Here is a 16,514-nt window from a genome sequence, read left to right on the forward strand (position 1 = left end):
ACGATTTCGCCGAAATTTTTGCTATTCGGGCAGGATAATCCACGCTACGTGTCAGTGGGCCTCCCGGCTCCCGTGCACGTAATTCGGTGATCGGTCAGTTTCGCGCCACAGCGCATTTTGTTTGTTGTGATTCTGGGACTCCATCGCTTTGTCTTTTTGGTTTGAATTAGGAGTCCCTCAATGGGCAAGAAACTCTACGTAGGCAACCTCGCCTACTCCGTGCGTGACAACGACCTGGAACAAGCTTTCGGCGAATTCGGTTCGATCGTCAGCGCCAAGGTCATGATGGAACGTGACACCGGCCGTTCGAAGGGCTTCGGCTTCGTCGAAATGGGTACGGATGCCGAAGCACTCGCAGCCGTCGAAGCCATGAACGGCCACTCGCTGCAGGGCCGCGCCCTGACGGTGAACGAAGCCCGTCCGATGGAAGCCCGTCCCCCCGCACCGGTGGCGGCGGCTACGGCGGTGGTGGCGGCGGCGGCTACGGTGGCGGCGGCCGCAGCGGTGGCGGTGGCTACGGCGGCGGCGACCGCAGCGGCGGTGGCGGTTACGGCGGCGGCGGTGGTGGCTACGGCGGCGGTGGCCGCGGCGGCTACTGAGCCCTCCCCTCGGGGCCTTCGGGCCTTTGAACGAAAAAGCTCCTTCGGGAGCTTTTTTCGTTTCCGGAGCACGTCGGAATCCGACCGGCGCGGGCCCGGCCCCTGGGAGAACCCTTGCCCTGCGGTACGCACTTGTTCGTACCGCGCTGGTCAGCCAACGGTCAGGCGCACAGATCGACCCTCGTTTCCTCAAAACAAGAGGAGCGAGACATGCGGATGAAGAGCCAGGCGGACTTCTTTTCAGGAGTCATGTTCACCACCGTGGGAGGCGCCTTCGCCATAGGCGCGACCACCTACACCATCGGCGACGGCGCGCGCATGGGGCCGGGCTACTTCCCGCTCATGCTGGGCATCCTGCTGGCGGTGCTGGGCGCGATCATCATGTTCCAGGCGATGGTGGTCGAGACCACCGACGGCGACCCGATCGGCAAGTGGGCCTGGAAGCCGCTGGCCTTCGTGCTCGGCGCGAACCTGGCCTTCGGCGTGCTGCTGGGCGGGCTGCCCAGCATCGGTCTGCCGGCCATGGGCATGATCATCGCGATCTATGCGCTCACCATCATCTCCAGCATGGCGGGCGAGCAGTTCAGGCTGCGCGACGTGCTGATCCTCGCGACCATCCTGGCGGCCGGCAGCTACGTGGCGTTCATCTGGGCGCTCAAGCTGCAGATCCAGGTGTGGCCCACCTTCATCTCGGGCTGAGGAACACACCGCCATGGAACTCTTCAACAACCTCGCGACCGGCTTCGGCGTCGCGTTCACCTTCACCAACCTGCTGTATTGCCTGATCGGCTGCATCTTGGGCACGCTGATCGGCGTGCTGCCCGGCATCGGCCCGGTCGCGACCATCGCGATGCTGCTGCCCGCCACGTACGCGCTGCCGCCCGTGTCGGCGCTGATCATGCTGGCGGGCATCTACTACGGCGCGCAGTACGGCGGCTCCACCACGGCCATCCTGGTGAACCTGCCGGGTGAATCGTCCTCGGTGGTCACTTGCATCGACGGCTACCAGATGGCAAGGCAGGGCCGCGCGGGCCCGGCGCTCGCCGCCGCCGGCCTGGGCTCGTTCTTCGCGGGCTGCGTCGGCACGCTGATCCTGGCCGCCTTCGCGCCGCCGCTGACCGAGCTGGCCTTCAAGTTCGGCCCCGCCGAGTACTTCTCGCTGATGGTGCTGGGCCTGATCGGCGCGGTGGTGCTGGCCTCGGGCTCGCTGCTGAAGGCGGTGGCGATGATCGTGCTGGGCCTGCTGCTGGGCATCGTGGGCACGGACGTCAACTCGGGCGTGGCGCGCTACAGCTTCGACATTCCGGAGCTCACCGACGGCATCGGCTTCGTGGTCATCGCCATGGGCGTGTTCGGCTACGGCGAGATCATCGGCAACCTCTCGCAGCCCGACGACGAGCGCGAGGTGTTCACGCACAAGGTCAAGGGCCTGTGGCCCACCAAGGACGACTTCAAGCGCATGCTGCCCGCCGTGCTGCGCGGCACGGCCCTCGGCTCGGCGCTGGGCATCCTGCCCGGCGGCGGCGCGCTGCTGGCCTCGTTCGCCTCCTACGCGCTCGAGAAGAAGATCCGCATGCGCCCCGGCGAAGTGCCCTTCGGCAAGGGCAACATCCGCGGCGTGGCGTCGCCCGAGTCGGCCAACAACGCCGGCGCGCAGACCTCCTTCATCCCGCTGCTGACGCTGGGCATTCCGCCCAACGCGGTGATGGCGCTGATGGTGGGCGCGATGACGATCCACAACATCCAGCCCGGCCCGCAGGTGATGACCAGCAACCCCGAACTCTTCTGGGGCCTGATCGCCTCGATGTGGATCGGCAACGCGATGCTGATCATCCTGAACCTGCCGCTGATCGGCATGTGGATCAAGCTGCTGACGGTGCCCTACAGGTTCCTGTTTCCGGCGATCGTGCTGTTCTGCGCGATCGGCGTGTACTCGACCAACAACAACACCTTCGACGTGTGGATGGTGGCGGCCTTCGGCTTCATCGGCTACCTCTTCATCAAGCTGCGCACCGAGCCCGCGCCGCTGCTGCTGGGCTTCATCCTCGGGCCGATGATGGAAGAGAACCTGCGCCGGGCGCTGCTGCTGTCGCGCGGCGCGTGGAGCGTGTTCGTCACGCGGCCGCTGTCGGCGGGGCTGCTGGTCGCGGCGGTGCTGTTGCTGGGCATCGTGCTGCTGCCGGCCATCAAGGCCAAGCGCGAAGAGGCCTTTGTGGAGGATTGAGTTCGCCCCCAGGCTTCGCGCACTTCGTGTCGCTGCGCCAACCCCTTCCGGGGGCAACACCTGCGGCCCGGCAAAGCCGGTTCCGCGGTGTTCCACGAAAAGTTCAGTGTTGCAGCAAAGGCAGCAGCAACAGCTGCCACGCCAGCCCCAGCAGGGCCGCCCCGAGCACCACCGGAATCACCCCGGCCTTGAAGCGGAACAGCGCCACGGCGGCGATCAGCCCGATCGCCGCCGATGCCGCGTCGAAGCCGCCGCCGGCTCCCTTGGGCCACAGCACGTGCCAGGCGAAGAACACCGCCAGGTTGACGATCACGCCCACCACCGCCGCCGTGATGGCCGTGAGCGGCGCGGTGAGCTTCAGGTTGCCGTGCGTGGATTCGATGAACGGGCCGCCGAGCAGGATGAACAGGAAGGAAGGCAGGAAGGTGAAGAAGCTCACCACCGTCGCCGCCACCGCGCCCGCGACGAAGAGCGAATTGCCGCCGAAGAGCGCCTGGTTCCAGCCGCCGACGAAGCCCACGAAGGACACCACCATGATCAGCGGCCCCGGCGTGGTCTCGCCCAGCGCGAGGCCGTCGATCATCTGCGTGGCGCCCAGCCAGCCGTAGTGGTCGACCGCGCCCTGGAACACGTAGGGCAGCACCGCGTAGGCGCCGCCGAAGGTCAGCAGCGCGGCCTTGGTGAAGAACCAGCCCATCTGCGTGAGCGTGCCGTGCCAGCCGTAGAGCGCGGTGAGCGCGCCGATGGCGCCCAGCCACAGCGCGAGGAACACGCCCAGCACGCGCCAGAAGCGGCCCCAGCCGAAGCGCGCGTGCGCGGGTGCCGGCGTGTCGTCGTCGATCAGCGCCGGGCCGGCGGAAGCCGCTGCCGCGCCATGCCCGCCGCCGGGCGCGAAGCGCTCCGGCGCCACCCGGCTGCCGAAATAGCCGACGGCCCCGGCCACCAGCACGATCAGCGGAAAGGGCACGCCCAGCGCGAAGATCGCCACGAAGGCCGCCGCCGCGATCGTCCAGAGCCATGCGTTCTTCAGCACCCGCGAGCCGATGCGCCAGGCCGCGAACAGCACGATGGCCGTGACCGCCGGCTTCACGCCGTACAGCAGCCCCGCCACCGCCGGCACCTGCCCGTAGGCCATGTAGACCCACGACAGCGCGATCAGGATGAAGAGCGAAGGCAGCACGAACAGCACCCCCGCAGCGATGCCGCCCCAGGTGCGGTGCATGAGCCAGCCGATGTAGGTGGCGAGCTGCTGGGCCTCGGGGCCGGGCAGCAGCATGCAGTAGTTGAGCGCGTGGAGAAATCGCTTCTCCGATATCCAGCGCCTGCGCTCCACCAGTTCCTGGTGCATCAGCGCGATCTGCCCGGCCGGCCCGCCGAAGCTGATGAAGCCCAGCTTGAGCCAGTAGGCGAAAGCCTGCCAGAAGCTGACGGGAACGGGCCGCTCGACGGGATCTTGGGGGAGGGCATCGGGCGACTTTCGTATTGCGCTATTTCAGGAATGCGTCGTAGGCGGTCTTCAGTATGAGCGCGCTCACCACCACGATGAACACCACCCGCACGAAGCCCGCGCCGTGCTTCAGCGCAACCCGCGTGCCCAGCACGCTGCCGGCCACGTTGGCCACCGCCATCACCAGGCCGTAGTGCCACCAGACGTGGCCCTTGGCCGCCAGCAGGATCAGCGCGGCCGCGTTGGTCAGCGTGTTGATGATCTTGGCCGAGGCGGATGCGTTGAGGAAGTCGTAGCCCATCCAGCGCACGAAGAGGAACACGAGGAAGCTGCCCGCGCCCGGCCCGAAGAAGCCGTCGTACATGCCGATCGACAGGCCGATGGTGCAGGCCGCCAGCGTCTCGGCACGGCCGGTGAAGCGCGGCGCGTGCGTGCGGCCCATGTCCTTGCGCGCGAGCGTGTAGAGCAGCACGCCCAGCAGGATGAGCGGCAGCGCCTTGCGCAGGAAATCGCCCGGGAACATGGTGACGCCCCAGGCGCCCAGCATCGAGCCGGCAAAGCCGAGCAGCGCGGCCGGCCACAGGGCGCCCCAGCGCATCTGCACCCTCTGGCTGAACTGGGCCGCGGCGGCGGCCGTGCCCCAGATGGACGCACTCTTGTTGGTGCCCAGCAGGGTCGCGGGCGGTGCGCCCGGGAAAACGGCGAACAGCGCAGGCACCAGGATCAGCCCGCCTCCGCCCACGATCGAATCGACAAAACCCGCGAGCAAAGAGGCGCCCGTCACCACCAGCATTTCCATAGGGGGTGGATTGTCTCACCCCGGTGCTATCGAAAAAGTAGCTGCGGAGGCCGGCGCTTCAAGTGTTCGCACAAATAAAAAGGCGCCGACCAGCGGCGCCTTCCAAAGTCGAACCAGGCATCTCGTACGGAGCCTTTGAAGATTTTTATTGTTGCTAGGGGGGATTGTCTCCTCGGACCCTCGGCATACGAGCAGGGCCCGTTCGCGAGTGCGCAGACTTTAGGGGCACGCACCGCCTCAGTGCATAGGGAATTACCCGCTTTGCCTTACGCGGGAAGCCCGATTTGCAAACCAAAGTGTTTCTGATAGTTAACGACGTGGCACGACTTGTGCACGCGGCCCGGTGGTCCATCACTTGAAGAAGAAGAACAGCCATGGCCCTGGCACCACAAGCCTCCATCAGCGCGGCAGACACCGCCTGGATGATGACCTCGACCGCGCTGGTGCTGCTGATGACGCTGCCCGGCATCGCCCTCTTCTATGCCGGCATGGTGCGCCGCAAGAACGTGCTGGCCACCATGGCGGCGGTGGTGGCGATCGCCGCTGCCGTCTCGCTGACCTGGTTCACGGCCGGCTACTCGCTGGCCTTCACCGAGGGCTGGCCCTGGCTCGGTGGCACCGGCCGCCTCTGGTTCTCGGGCTTCGACTATCTGAAGGAGGCCGGCCAGCTCGCCGTGAGCCACGTGGCGCCCAACGTGCCCGAGACGGTCTACGCGATGTTCCAGCTGACCTTCGCGATCATCACCACCGCGCTGGTGCTCGGCGCCTTCGTCGAGCGCATGCGCTTCTCGGCGATCCTGTGGTTCGCGCTGCTGTGGAGCGTGCTGGTGTATGCGCCCATCGCGCACTGGGTGTGGGAGCCGGGCGGCTGGCTCGCCCAGATGGGCGCACTCGACTTCGCCGGCGGCTCGGTGGTGCACGTCAACGCCGGCATCGCCGGGCTCGTGTGCGCCTACGCCCTCGGCCCGCGCAAGGGCTACGGACGCGAGGCCTTCGAGCCCTACAGCCTGGCGCTCACCATGACCGGCGCGGGCCTGCTGTGGGTGGGCTGGTTCGGCTTCAATGCGGGCTCGGCGGTGGCGGCCGACGGGCGCGCGGGCCTGGCCATGCTGGTGACGCACATCGCGGCCGCCGCCGGCGCCATGAGCTGGATGGTCGGCGAATGGATCGTGCGGCGCAGCCCCTCGCTGCTGGGCCTGTGCTCGGGCCTGGTGGCCGGGCTGGTGGCCATCACGCCCGCGGCCGGCTTCGTCACGCCGCCGGCCGCGCTGGCCATCGGCGCCATCGCGGGGCTGGCCTGCTACTGGGGCGCCACCGGCCTGAAGCACCTGCTGGGTGCGGACGACTCGCTCGACGTGTTCGGCGTGCACGGCATCGGCGGCATCGTCGGCGCGCTGCTCACCGGCGTATTCGCCGACGCACGCATATCGGGCGCCACGGGCGACGTGCTGACGCAGGCGATCGCCGTCGGCAGCGTGGCGATCTTCAGTGCGACGGGAACGGCGGTGGTGCTGTTCCTGGTGCACGTCATGGTCGGCCTGCGCGTGGACGCCGACAGCGAGCTGCTGGGCCTCGATCTTGCACAGCACAAGGAACACATCGGGAGCTGACACCCACCGACGGAGGAATACGCCATGTCGCCATCCATGTCCGAAAGCGAACGCATCGCCCTTGCCGCCCGCCTTCACGTGGCACTGCGGCGAAAGCATGGGCGCGTGACCGACACCGAATGGATGGCGACCAACGCCGAGTACGCCGCCGAGATCGTGCGCATGACGCGCGCGCACGCGGCCGACACCAAGGACGAGGAGCTCTACCTGCTGGCCACCCGGCTGGAGCAGGCGATGGAACCGCTGGCGCGCGCCGCGCGGCTGGCGGCACGGCAGCCCGACGGCCAGCCGCCAACGCCCCCACCCCGATACGTCGGCGGCCTGCGCTGAAGGGCGTCCAGTTCGCGGGACACCGCGGAACCGGCTTCGCCGGGCCGCAGGTGTCGCCCCCGGAAGGGGGATGGCGAAGCGACACGAAGTGCGCGAAGCTTGGGGGAGAACCTGGTCGTCGCGGAACCGGCTTCGCCGGGCCGCAGGTGTCGCCCCCGGCGAGGGGGTTGGCGAAGCGACACGAAGTGCGCGCAGCCTGGGGGAGCGCTCAGTTCCCGAGTGCGGCCTTTCGGATCGACTGCAGCGTGCTGCCCGGCGTGATGGCCTCCGGGTCCAGCAGGCAGTGCAGGATCGCCGGCTTGCCGCTGGCGCGCGCGCGGGCCAGCGCGGGGCCGAACTCTCCGGTGCTCTCCACGCGCTCGCCGTGCCCGCCGAACACTTCGGCGTAACCGCGGAAGTCCGGATTCTTCAGCTGCGTGGCGCTGACGCGGCCGGGGTAGTGCCTTTCCTGGTGCATGCGGATGGTGCCGTACATGGCGTTGTCCAGCAGCACCACGATGATCGGCAGGCCGTACTGCACGGCGGTGGCGAACTCCTGGCCGTGCATCATGAAGTCGCCGTCGCCCGCGAACACCACCACCTCGCGCTGCGGCCACAGGCGCTTGGCGCCGACGCCGGCCGGCAGGCCGTAGCCCATCGAGCCGCTGGTGGGCGCAAGCTGGCTCGCGTACGCGCGGAACGGCCAGAAGCGGTGCACCCAGGTGGCGAAGTTGCCCGCGCCGTTGCAGAAGATGGTGTCGGCCGGCAGCACCTCGCGCAGGTGCTGCATGACCTCGCCCATCTGCAGCGCGCCCGGAATGCGGATGGGCGCCGGGTCGCTCCAGCGCAGGAAGTCTTCGCGCGCGGTCTTCGTTTCCGCCGCCCAGGCCGGAGCCTGCGTGGGGCGCAACGTGGACACGGCCTCGACGAATGCCTGGGGCGTGGCATGGATGCCCAGCGCCGGTCGATACAGCTTGCCGAGTTCGTCGGCGTCGGCATGCACGTGCACCAGCGCCTGCTTCGGCTGCGGAATGGACAGCAGCTCGTAGCCCTGCGAAGGCACCTCCGACAGGCGCCCGCCAACCAGCAGGATCAGGTCGGCATTGCGGATGCGCTCCAGCATCTTCGGATTGACGCCCAGCCCGAGGTCGCCCGCGTAGCAGGGGTGATCGGCCGACATCAGCATCTGGCGGCGGAACGAGCAGTACACGGGCAGCGAGAACGCCGCCGCGAAGTCCGCGACCTGCCGCGCCGCCTTCTCCGACCAGCGGCTGCCGCCCACGATGACCACCGGCCGCTGCGCCTGCGACAGGCGTTGCTGCAGCTCGGCGAGCTGCGCCGCGCCGGGATGGGTCTCGGTGACGGCGTAGGGCTGCGCATCGGCCACCGTCGCGGCCTCGGTCAGCATGTCTTCCGGCAGCGCGATCACCACCGGACCGGGGCGGCCCGAGGTCGCGACATGGAAGGCGCGCGACACCAGCTCGGGCACGCGCGCCGGGTCGTCGATCTGCACCACCCACTTGGCCATGGTGCCGAACACCGCGCCGTAATCCAGCTCCTGGAAGGCCTCGCGGCCCATCGCGTCGCGCGCGACCTGGCCGACGAAGAGCAGCAGCGGCGTCGAATCCTGGTGCGCGATGTGCACGCCTGCCGACGCATTGGTGGCGCCCGGCCCGCGCGTGACGAAGCACACGCCCGGCCTGCCGGTGAGCTTGCCCTGCGCCTCGGCCATCATCGTCGCGCCGCCTTCCTGGCGGCACACGGTCACGTCGATGGATGCGTCGTGCAGCGCGTCGAGCACGGCGAGAAAGCTCTCGCCGGGCACGCAGAAGAGCTGCTCGACGCCGTGGGTGACGAGCTGGTCGACCAGGATCTGGCCGCCGGTGCGGGGTGAAGTCATGCTGTTTCCTGGGAGATGAAGGTATCGGGTATCGCTCCTTCCCCTCTGGGGGAAGGCCGGGATGGGGGCAAGCGGCGCAGGTTGGGCCGACGGCAATGGATGCGCCGTCTGCCCCCACCCCTGCCCTCCCCCAGCGGGGGAGGGAGAAAGTCGAAGTCATTCGAGGGCTTGGCACGCGGCAGCGATGCGCTCGCAGGCCTCCTGCAGCTGCGCCATCGAAGTCGCGTACGAGATGCGGAAGTACGGCGCCAGCCCGAACACGCTGCCCGGCACCACCGCCACCTCGAAGTCCTGCAGCAGGTAGCGGCAGAAGTCGCTGTCGCTGCGCAGCAGCGCGCCGCCGCGCGTGCGCCTGCCGAGCACGTCCGCGCAGCTCGCGAATGTGTAGAACGCGCCCTCGGGCACGCGGCAGCGCAGCCCCGGCGCGCGGTTCAGCGCGGCGACCACGAAGTCGCGCCGCGCCTGGAAGTCGGCGCAGCGCTCGGCCACGATGTCCTGCGGCCCGGTCAGCGCCTCGATGGCTGCTGCCTGGCTGATCGACGAGGGGCACGACGTGGTCTGGCTCTGCACCACCGCCATTGCTGCAATCAGGGCACGCGGCCCCGCGCCGTAGCCCACGCGCCAGCCGGTCATCGCATAGGCCTTGGACACGCCGTTCACCGTCAGCGTGCGCTCGCGCAGGCGCGGCTCCACCGCCACCGGCGTGGCGAAGGCCAGTCCGTCGTAGAGGATGTGTTCGTAGATGTCGTCCGCCAGCACCCAGACCTGCGGATGGCGCAGCAGCACATCGCACAGCGGCTCGAGCTGCGCCGCGCCGTAGGCCGCGCCGCTCGGGTTCGAGGGCGAGTTCAGGAAGAGCCAGCGCGTGCGCGGCGTGATGGCCGCCTCCAGCTGCGCGGCGTCGAGCCTGAAGCCGTTCGCCTCGGTGCAGGCCACTGGCACCGGCACGCCGCCGCAGACCTGCACGATGTCGGCATACGAAGTCCAGTACGGCGCGGGCAGGATGACTTCGTCGCCCGCATCCAGGCTGGCCATCAGCGCGTTGAAGATCACCTGCTTGGCGCCGGCGCTCACGCTGATCTCGTCGAGCGCGAAGTCGAGCGCGTTGTCGCGCTTGAACTTGAGCTGCACCGCCGCCTTCATCGCCGGGCTGCCGTCGAGCACGGTGTAGCGCGTATCGCCCCGGCCGATGGCGCGCACGGCCGCATCGCGCACGTTCTGCGGCGTGTCGAAGTCGGGCTCGCCCGCGCCCAGCACGATCACCGGACGGCCAGCGCGCTTGAGCGCGTTGGCGTGGTCGGTGATGCGCAGGATCTCCGAGACGCCGATGGCGCGCACGCGCTGCGCGGGCTGGAACACGGTTGGGGCGGCGGTGTCTGCTGTCACTTGGCGTAGGCCTCCAGCGGCTTGTCGTTGGGCTCGGCGATGAGCTGCTTCAGCGTCGCGCTCATCGGCAGGTTCAGGCTGGTGTTCTTCGGCGGGATGGCCGCGACGAACCACTTGCCGTAGATCTTCTCGAGCTCGCCGCTCTTCATCATGCGGCGCAGCGAGTCGTCCACCGCCGCCTTGAAGGCGGGGTCGTCCTTGCGGAACAGCAGCGCGATCGGCTCCGAGCCCAGCGGCTCGCCCACGATGCGGTAAGCCGAGGGGTTCTTGGAGTTCGCGATGATCCCGGCCAGCAGGTTGTCGTCGAGCACGAAGGCATCGGCGCGGCCCGACTCCATCAGCAGGAAGCTCTCCAGGTGGTCCTTGCCGAGCATGGTGTTGTACGAGACGTTCTGCGCGCGCTCGCGCTTGCGCAGCAGCTGCACCGCGGTGGTGCCGGTGGAGGCCGACACGTTGCGGCCCGCGAGCTGGTCGAGATTGGTGATGCCCGAGTCGACCTTGGTGGCCATGCGCACCTCGCTCACGTAGGTGGTGAGCGCGAAGGCCACCTGCTGCTGACGCGCCGTGTTGTTGGTGGTGGGGCCGCAGCCGATGTCGAGCGTGCCGTTCTGCACCAGCGGGATGGTGTTCTGCGCGGTCACGGCCATGTATTCGAGCTTCGCCTGCGGCGCGATGTCCTTCAGCACGCGCTCGCACAGCTCGACGTGGTAGCCCACGTACTTCTCGCCCGCGCCCAGCATATAGGCCATGGGCGGCGAGGCTTCGCGCACGCCGAGCACCACCTTGCCGCTGGACTTGATCTTGTCGAGCGTGCCGCCGGCGGTGGTCTGCGCGGCGGCGCCGAAAGAAAGCGCGATCAGCGCGGCCGCGGCAATGGTCTTGAAGGCGATGTTCATGTTCTCTGTCTCCTGGTGGTTGTTCTTGATATGGAAGGCGAAGGCTGTCCTTGAACCTCCCACGGTCCTTTCGCGAGACATCGCGGAACCGGCTTTGCCGGGCCGCTGATGTCGCCCCCGGGTGAGGGGGTTGGCGTAGCGACACGAAGTGCGCGAAGCCTGGGGGAGAGTCCTAGTCCCCGATGTCGAAGGTCACGCCTTGCGCGAGCGGCAGGGCGGTCGAGTAGTTGATGGTGTTGGTGGCTCGGCGCATGTACGCCTTCCAGCTGTCGGAGCCGGCTTCGCGGCCGCCGCCGGTTTCCTTCTCGCCGCCGAAGGCGCCGCCGATCTCGGCACCGCTCGGGCCGATGTTGACGTTGGCGATGCCGCAGTCGGAGCCCGAGCTCGACATGAAGCGCTCGGCCTCGCGCATGTTCAGCGTGAAGATCGACGACGACAGCCCCGCGCCCACCGCGTTGTGCCACTCGATGGCCTCGTCGAGCGTGCTGTAGCGCACCACGTAGAGGATGGGCGCGAAAGTCTCGCGCAGCACCGGGCCGTCATGCGACTTCAGCTCGACCAGCGCCGGGCGCACGTAATACGCGTCCTTCGTGCCGATGCCGTCCACGCGCTGGCCGCCGTGCACCGTGGCACCGGCCTCGCGGCTTTCGCCGAGCGCCTTCTGCATGCCGTCGAAGGCGGCGCGGTCGATCAGCGGACCGACCAGCGTGCCGGCCTCGCGCGGATCGCCCACCTGCACGTTGCCGTAGACCCTCGCGAGCTTGGGCACCAGCGCGTCGTAGATGCTCTCGTGCACGAACAGGCGGCGCAGCGTGGTGCAGCGCTGGCCGGCCGTGCCCATGGCCGCGAAGGCGATGCCGCGCAGCGCGAGGTCGAGGTCGGCCGAGGGCGTGACGATGGCGGCGTTGTTGCCGCCGAGTTCGAGGATCGCGCGGGCGAAGCGCGCGGCCAGCTTCGGGCCCACCTGGCGGCCCATGGCGGTCGAGCCGGTGGCCGAGAGAACGGGCACGCGGTGATCGTCCACCAGCACCTCGCCGATGTCGCGCTGGCCCAGCAGCAGGCCCAGCAGGCCCTCGGGCGCGTCGCCGAAGCGCTCGATGGCGCGCTGCGCGATGGCATGCACGGCCAGCGCGGTCAGCGGCGTTTTTTCGGAAGGCTTCCACACCACCGGATCGCCGCACACCAGCGCCAGCGCCGCGTTCCACGACCACACGGCCACCGGGAAGTTGAAGGCCGAGATCACGCCGCACACGCCCAGCGGATGCCAGGTTTCCATCATGCGGTGCTCGGCGCGCTCGGTGGCCAGGGTGAGGCCGTAGATCTGGCGTGAGAGGCCGACCGCGAAGTCGCAGATGTCGATCATTTCCTGCACCTCGCCCGCGCCCTCGGACGGAATCTTGCCGGCCTCCAGCGTCACGAGGCGGCCCAGGTCGCCCTTGGCGGCACGCAGCTCCTCGCCCAGCAGCCGAACCAGCTCGCCGCGGCGCGGCGCCGGCACGTTGCGCCAGGCCTTGAAGGCTTCGTGCGCGCGGCCGATCACCGCCGTCGCCTCGGCCGGCGAGGTCTGCGGCACCTGCGCCACCACCTCGCCGCTGACGGGCGAACGCACCGTCAGCTCGCCGCCGGTGTGGGCCGCGCGGGGCACACCCAGGCGCTGCAGCAGCTGTTCGACTTCGGTGGCGACGGGAAGGGAGGTTTGGGCTTCGGACATGGACGCGCTCCGGGGGCAGATGAAGGACGGGAAGAAAACGGGAAGGCAACGGGAGGCCTGATCCGGCCAATATCAGCGAATCCCGCGCGATTGCCTAATGAAAATATGGAAGGACCTGATGCGTTTCAGGAAGGATCTGAGCGCTTCGACGTGCGGCTAACGCACAAGCCGGGTCGCCGCCAGGACCCACAGTGTTACCAGCACCACATTGCTCGCCGCGAACACGCCCAGCCGGTGCAGCACGTGGTTGTAGGTCAGGTGCACCACGCTGTGCAGAGCCCGCAGCCCCACATAGGCCCAGGCCAGCCAGACCGCCGCGGGCGTCGGCTGCGCCGCCACGTAGAAGACCAGGCACACCACGTAGAACAGCACCGGCAGCTCCAGCAGGTTCATGTAGTTGCGGTTGGGTATGCGCACCGCGTCCGGCACCGCAGCCGACTCGCCCAGCCTGAAATCCGCCGCCCGGATCTCGCGCCGCAGCACGGCGCGCACGCGCGTGAAGGGGATGAGCAGCAGCACCAGGCCGGTGAGAGCCGCGAGGGCGAAGACGGGGTAGAGGATCGAGGGGTTGTTCATGGTCGGCTCCTTGCTCAGCCCGGTCCGGGCGCTTCGGGCAACGGAATCTTCTGCCCCGCAGGCGACCCCGCCAGGCTCTGCGCCGGCCGCCTCAGCGTCGCATCGAAGGGATTGATCCTCGGCCCGATCGCCGCCGCCTCGCGTTTCAGCAGCTCCACCACCGTCGGCATGCGGTCGGCATTGAGCCGGTCGGCGATCGTGCCCACGCTCAGCGCCGCCACGGCGCGGCCTTCGCGGTCGAGGATGGGCACGGCCACGCCGGCCATGCCTTCGAGCAGGCCGGTGTTGCGGCCCGCGTAGCCGGCCTGACGCACGCGCTCGATCTCGGTGCGCAGGTAGACCTCGTCGTACACGCCGTATTCGCGCACGCGCGACAGGTTGAAGCGGATCACCTCCTCGCGCTCGGCCTCCGGCAGGAAGGCGAGGATCGCGAGCGCGCCCTGCCCCACGCCCAGGGCGATGCGCCCGCCGATATCGCCGGTGAAGGAGCGGATGGGAAAGGGGCCTTCGCTCCTGTCGAGGCACACGGCGTCGAAGCCGCTGCGCGCCAATAGAAAGATGCTGTCACCGAGGCTCGCGCACAGGCGCAGCAGCACGGGCCGGCAGATGGAGCGCAGGTCGCCGGGGTTGCCCGCGCTGGCCGCCAGCGCGAAGAAATCGATGCTCAGGCGGTAGAGCTTGCTGCGCTCGTCCTGCTCGACCATGCCTTCGGCCATGAGCGACTGCAGCAGCCGGTGCGTGGTGGCCTGGGTGAGGCCCACGGAACGTGCGATCTGGGTCACGCGGCCGCCCTCGGCCTGCACCGCTGCGAGCGCGCGGATCACCGAAAAGACGCGCGGCACGCCGCCGCTGGCCGCCGCGCCCGCCCCTGCGCCGGCCGGGGTGTTCGCCGAAGTGCTCGCCATACCTTCCTCCTGTGGAATCCGATTCATCAGTCGCGGCCATCATATTCCATTCAACGGAATAGTTTGAAGAAATATTCTGATTAATGGAATACCCGAGGCGATCTGGCGCAATCGTTGCAATAGAGTGAATTGAAAGCAGCAAGCTGTCCATGGCCTGCACCAAGCCGAAGCAAGGTGCCTAAAGCCATCTTTTCGCCCCCGAAGAAAGGCCCGCTCCATGTCATTCCTACGGCTCACCGACGTGACCAAGTTCTATGGCGCCACCCGCGCGGTGTCGGCCATGAATCTCTCGGTGGAAAAGGGCGAGTTCGTCTCGCTGCTCGGTCCCTCGGGCTGCGGCAAGACGACCACGCTGCAGATGATCGCGGGCTTCGAGGCGGTGAGCAGCGGCCGCATCGAACTCGCGGGCAAGGACATCACGCACGCCAAGGCCAACACGCGCGGGCTGGGCATCGTGTTCCAGACCTATGCCCTCTTCCCGCACATGACGGTGGCCGACAACGTGAGCTTCGGCCTGGAGATGCGCAAGATGCCGAAGGTCGAGCGCATCGAGCGCGTGAAGCAGGCGCTGGCGCTGGTGCATCTGGACCAGCACGCGGGGCGCTACCCGCGCGAGCTTTCGGGCGGCCAGCGGCAGCGCGTGGCGCTGGCGCGCGCGTTGGTGATCGAGCCGCCGGTGCTGCTGCTGGACGAGCCGCTGTCCAACCTCGACGCCAAGCTGCGCGAGGAGATGCAGTTCGAGCTGCGCCAGATCCAGCGCAAGGTCGGCACCACCACGGTGATGGTCACGCACGACCAGAGCGAGGCCATGTCGATCAGCGACCGCGTGGTGGTGATGGAAGCCGGCCGCGCCACGCAGATCGACCATCCGCAGCGCGTGTACGAGCACCCGAGCACGCGCTTCATCTCCACCTTCGTGGGCAAGGCCAACCTGCTGGACTGCCGCGTATCCGGCGGCGGTGCCGGGCGCACCTGCGTGGAAGTCGGCGCGCTCTCGCTCGACGTGGACGACACCGGCTTCAATGTCGACGCCGCCGCGCTGCTGAGCGTGCGGCCCGAGAAGCTGCAGCTGGTGCCGCCGGGCAGCGGCCGCATCGACGGCGAGGTGCAGGAGCGCTTCTTCCTCGGCAGCCAGTGGCTCTACCGCGTGGCGACCCCGGTGGGCGAGCTCATGGTGCTGAGCCCCAACGACGGGCGCGAGGCGCTCGCGGAAGGCAGCCGCACCGGCATCGACTGGCCGGCGCACTGCATGCGGCTGCTGCCGGCCGATGAAAAGGCTGTCGCGGCATGAGCAGCTCGAAGAGCAAGGCCACGCCATGGTGGCTCTCCGGCCCGGCGCTGCTGCTGTTCACGGTTCTTCTGGTGGTGCCGCTCGGGCTCACCGCCGTGCTGTCGTTCAACGTGTACGACCCGGCCACCGGCCCCAAGTCGGGCGAATTCACGCTCGAGCACTACGCGCTGGTGTTCTCCGATTCGTACTACCTCGGTATCTTCTGGCGCACCTTCTGGGTCTCGGCCCTGGTCACGCTGATCTGCGTGCTCGTCGGCGCGCCCGAGGCCTATGTGCTCAGCCGCATGCGCAACCCGTGGCGGTCGGTGCTGCTGCTGGTGGTGCTGGCGCCGCTGCTGGTGTCGGTGGTGGTGCGGGCCTTCGGCTGGAGCATGCTGCTGGGCCCCGAGGGCGCGGTGAACGCGCTGCTGCAGCTCGTGGGCATCGGGCCGGTGAAGATCCTCTACACCAGCGCTGCCGTGGTCATCGCGCTGGTGCACGTGATGCTGCCCTTCATGGTGATTCCGGTGTGGACCTCGCTGCAGAAGCTGGACCCGGGCGTGGAGAACGCGGCGCTGTCGCTCAACGCCACGCCCTTCACCACGCTGCGGCGCATCGTGCTGCCGCAGGTGATGCCGGGCATTCTCTCGGGCAGCCTGATCGTGTTCGGGCTGGCGGCGAGCTCCTTCGCCATTCCGGGGCTGCTGGGCGGACGCCGGCTGAAGATGGTCGCGACCATCGTCTACGACGAATACCTCAGCGAGCTCAACTGGCCGCTGGGTGCGGCGGTAGCGCTGGTGCTGCTGGTGGCCAATCTCGCGGTGATGCTCAGCTACAACCGCCTCGTCGAAGGCCGCTACAAGAAAGCGCTGGGGTGAACCG

General features: G+C 68.6%; 14 protein-coding genes and 1 pseudogene. 7 read left to right on the forward strand and 8 right to left on the reverse strand.

Features of this window, described 5'->3' with window-relative positions; all coding sequences use genetic code 11:
• Positions 1-180: 180 nt before the first annotated feature.
• The 3 genes and pseudogenes from AC1VNX_RS32765 to AC1VNX_RS32775 all read left to right on the forward strand — a co-directional run bounded on the left by AC1VNX_RS32765 (position 181) and on the right by AC1VNX_RS32775 (position 2,823).
• A pseudogene (locus AC1VNX_RS32765) lies at positions 181-599 on the forward strand (RNA recognition motif domain-containing protein).
• A 210-nt stretch (positions 600-809) separates the two neighbouring features.
• Positions 810-1,298 (forward strand): tripartite tricarboxylate transporter TctB family protein, encoded by a 489-nt coding sequence (locus tag AC1VNX_RS32770; protein ID WP_483161676.1) that lies wholly within the window; start codon positions 810-812, stop codon positions 1,296-1,298.
• A gap of 13 nt (positions 1,299-1,311) precedes the next feature.
• Positions 1,312-2,823, forward strand: a complete 1,512-nt coding sequence (locus AC1VNX_RS32775; RefSeq protein WP_301503778.1) for a tripartite tricarboxylate transporter permease — start codon at positions 1,312-1,314, stop codon at positions 2,821-2,823.
• A gap of 103 nt (positions 2,824-2,926) precedes the next feature.
• Here the strand turns inward: AC1VNX_RS32775 and chrA are convergent, their stop codons facing one another.
• Entirely contained in the window at positions 2,927-4,306 is a 1,380-nt protein-coding gene (gene chrA / locus AC1VNX_RS32780) for a chromate efflux transporter (RefSeq protein ID WP_483162059.1), read from the reverse strand.
• A 4-nt stretch (positions 4,307-4,310) separates the two neighbouring features.
• Entirely contained in the window at positions 4,311-5,069 is a 759-nt protein-coding gene (locus tag AC1VNX_RS32785; RefSeq protein WP_483161677.1) for a sulfite exporter TauE/SafE family protein, read from the reverse strand.
• Positions 5,070-5,443: 374 nt separating this feature from the next.
• Between AC1VNX_RS32785 and AC1VNX_RS32790 the strand changes: the two genes are divergently transcribed.
• Positions 5,444-6,679, forward strand: coding sequence for an ammonium transporter (locus AC1VNX_RS32790; RefSeq protein ID WP_483161678.1), 1,236 nt, complete (start codon positions 5,444-5,446; stop codon positions 6,677-6,679).
• Positions 6,680-6,703: 24 nt separating this feature from the next.
• A complete protein-coding gene (locus AC1VNX_RS32795; RefSeq protein ID WP_019655447.1) occupies positions 6,704-7,009 on the forward strand; it encodes a hypothetical protein in 306 nt (101 codons plus the stop codon).
• A 208-nt stretch (positions 7,010-7,217) separates the two neighbouring features.
• On the opposite strand, the gene AC1VNX_RS32800 is transcribed toward AC1VNX_RS32795, so the two are convergent.
• From AC1VNX_RS32800 to AC1VNX_RS32825, 6 genes are all read right to left on the reverse strand, one after another.
• Positions 7,218-8,888, reverse strand: a complete 1,671-nt coding sequence (locus AC1VNX_RS32800; protein ID WP_483161679.1) for a thiamine pyrophosphate-binding protein — start codon at positions 8,886-8,888, stop codon at positions 7,218-7,220.
• Positions 8,889-9,044: 156 nt separating this feature from the next.
• A complete protein-coding gene (locus tag AC1VNX_RS32805; RefSeq protein ID WP_483161680.1) occupies positions 9,045-10,274 on the reverse strand; it encodes a pyridoxal phosphate-dependent aminotransferase in 1,230 nt (409 codons plus the stop codon).
• The gene (locus AC1VNX_RS32810) at positions 10,271-11,170 is read right to left on the reverse strand and encodes an amino acid ABC transporter substrate-binding protein (protein ID WP_483161681.1); all 900 of its coding nucleotides are present in this window, start codon (positions 11,168-11,170) and stop codon (positions 10,271-10,273) included. The genes AC1VNX_RS32805 and AC1VNX_RS32810 overlap by 4 nt, the downstream gene beginning before the upstream one ends.
• A 172-nt stretch (positions 11,171-11,342) precedes the next feature.
• Positions 11,343-12,881 (reverse strand): L-piperidine-6-carboxylate dehydrogenase, encoded by a 1,539-nt coding sequence (gene amaB / locus AC1VNX_RS32815; protein ID WP_483161682.1) that lies wholly within the window; start codon positions 12,879-12,881, stop codon positions 11,343-11,345.
• Positions 12,882-13,037: 156 nt separating this feature from the next.
• Positions 13,038-13,457, reverse strand: a complete 420-nt coding sequence (locus AC1VNX_RS32820) for an MAPEG family protein (RefSeq protein ID WP_483161683.1) — start codon at positions 13,455-13,457, stop codon at positions 13,038-13,040.
• 14 nt (positions 13,458-13,471) lie between these two features.
• Positions 13,472-14,362 (reverse strand): IclR family transcriptional regulator, encoded by an 891-nt coding sequence (locus tag AC1VNX_RS32825; RefSeq protein ID WP_483161684.1) that lies wholly within the window; start codon positions 14,360-14,362, stop codon positions 13,472-13,474.
• Positions 14,363-14,579: 217 nt separating this feature from the next.
• On the opposite strand from AC1VNX_RS32825, the gene AC1VNX_RS32830 reads away from it, so the two are divergent.
• Positions 14,580-15,653 (forward strand): ABC transporter ATP-binding protein, encoded by a 1,074-nt coding sequence (locus AC1VNX_RS32830; protein WP_483161685.1) that lies wholly within the window; start codon positions 14,580-14,582, stop codon positions 15,651-15,653.
• The gene (locus AC1VNX_RS32835) at positions 15,650-16,510 is read left to right on the forward strand and encodes an ABC transporter permease (protein ID WP_483161686.1); all 861 of its coding nucleotides are present in this window, start codon (positions 15,650-15,652) and stop codon (positions 16,508-16,510) included. The genes AC1VNX_RS32830 and AC1VNX_RS32835 overlap by 4 nt, the downstream gene beginning before the upstream one ends.
• The last annotated feature ends 4 nt before the right edge of the window (positions 16,511-16,514 follow it).

The sequence above is a fragment of the Variovorax sp. TLI9-5A genome, assembly GCF_056867935.1.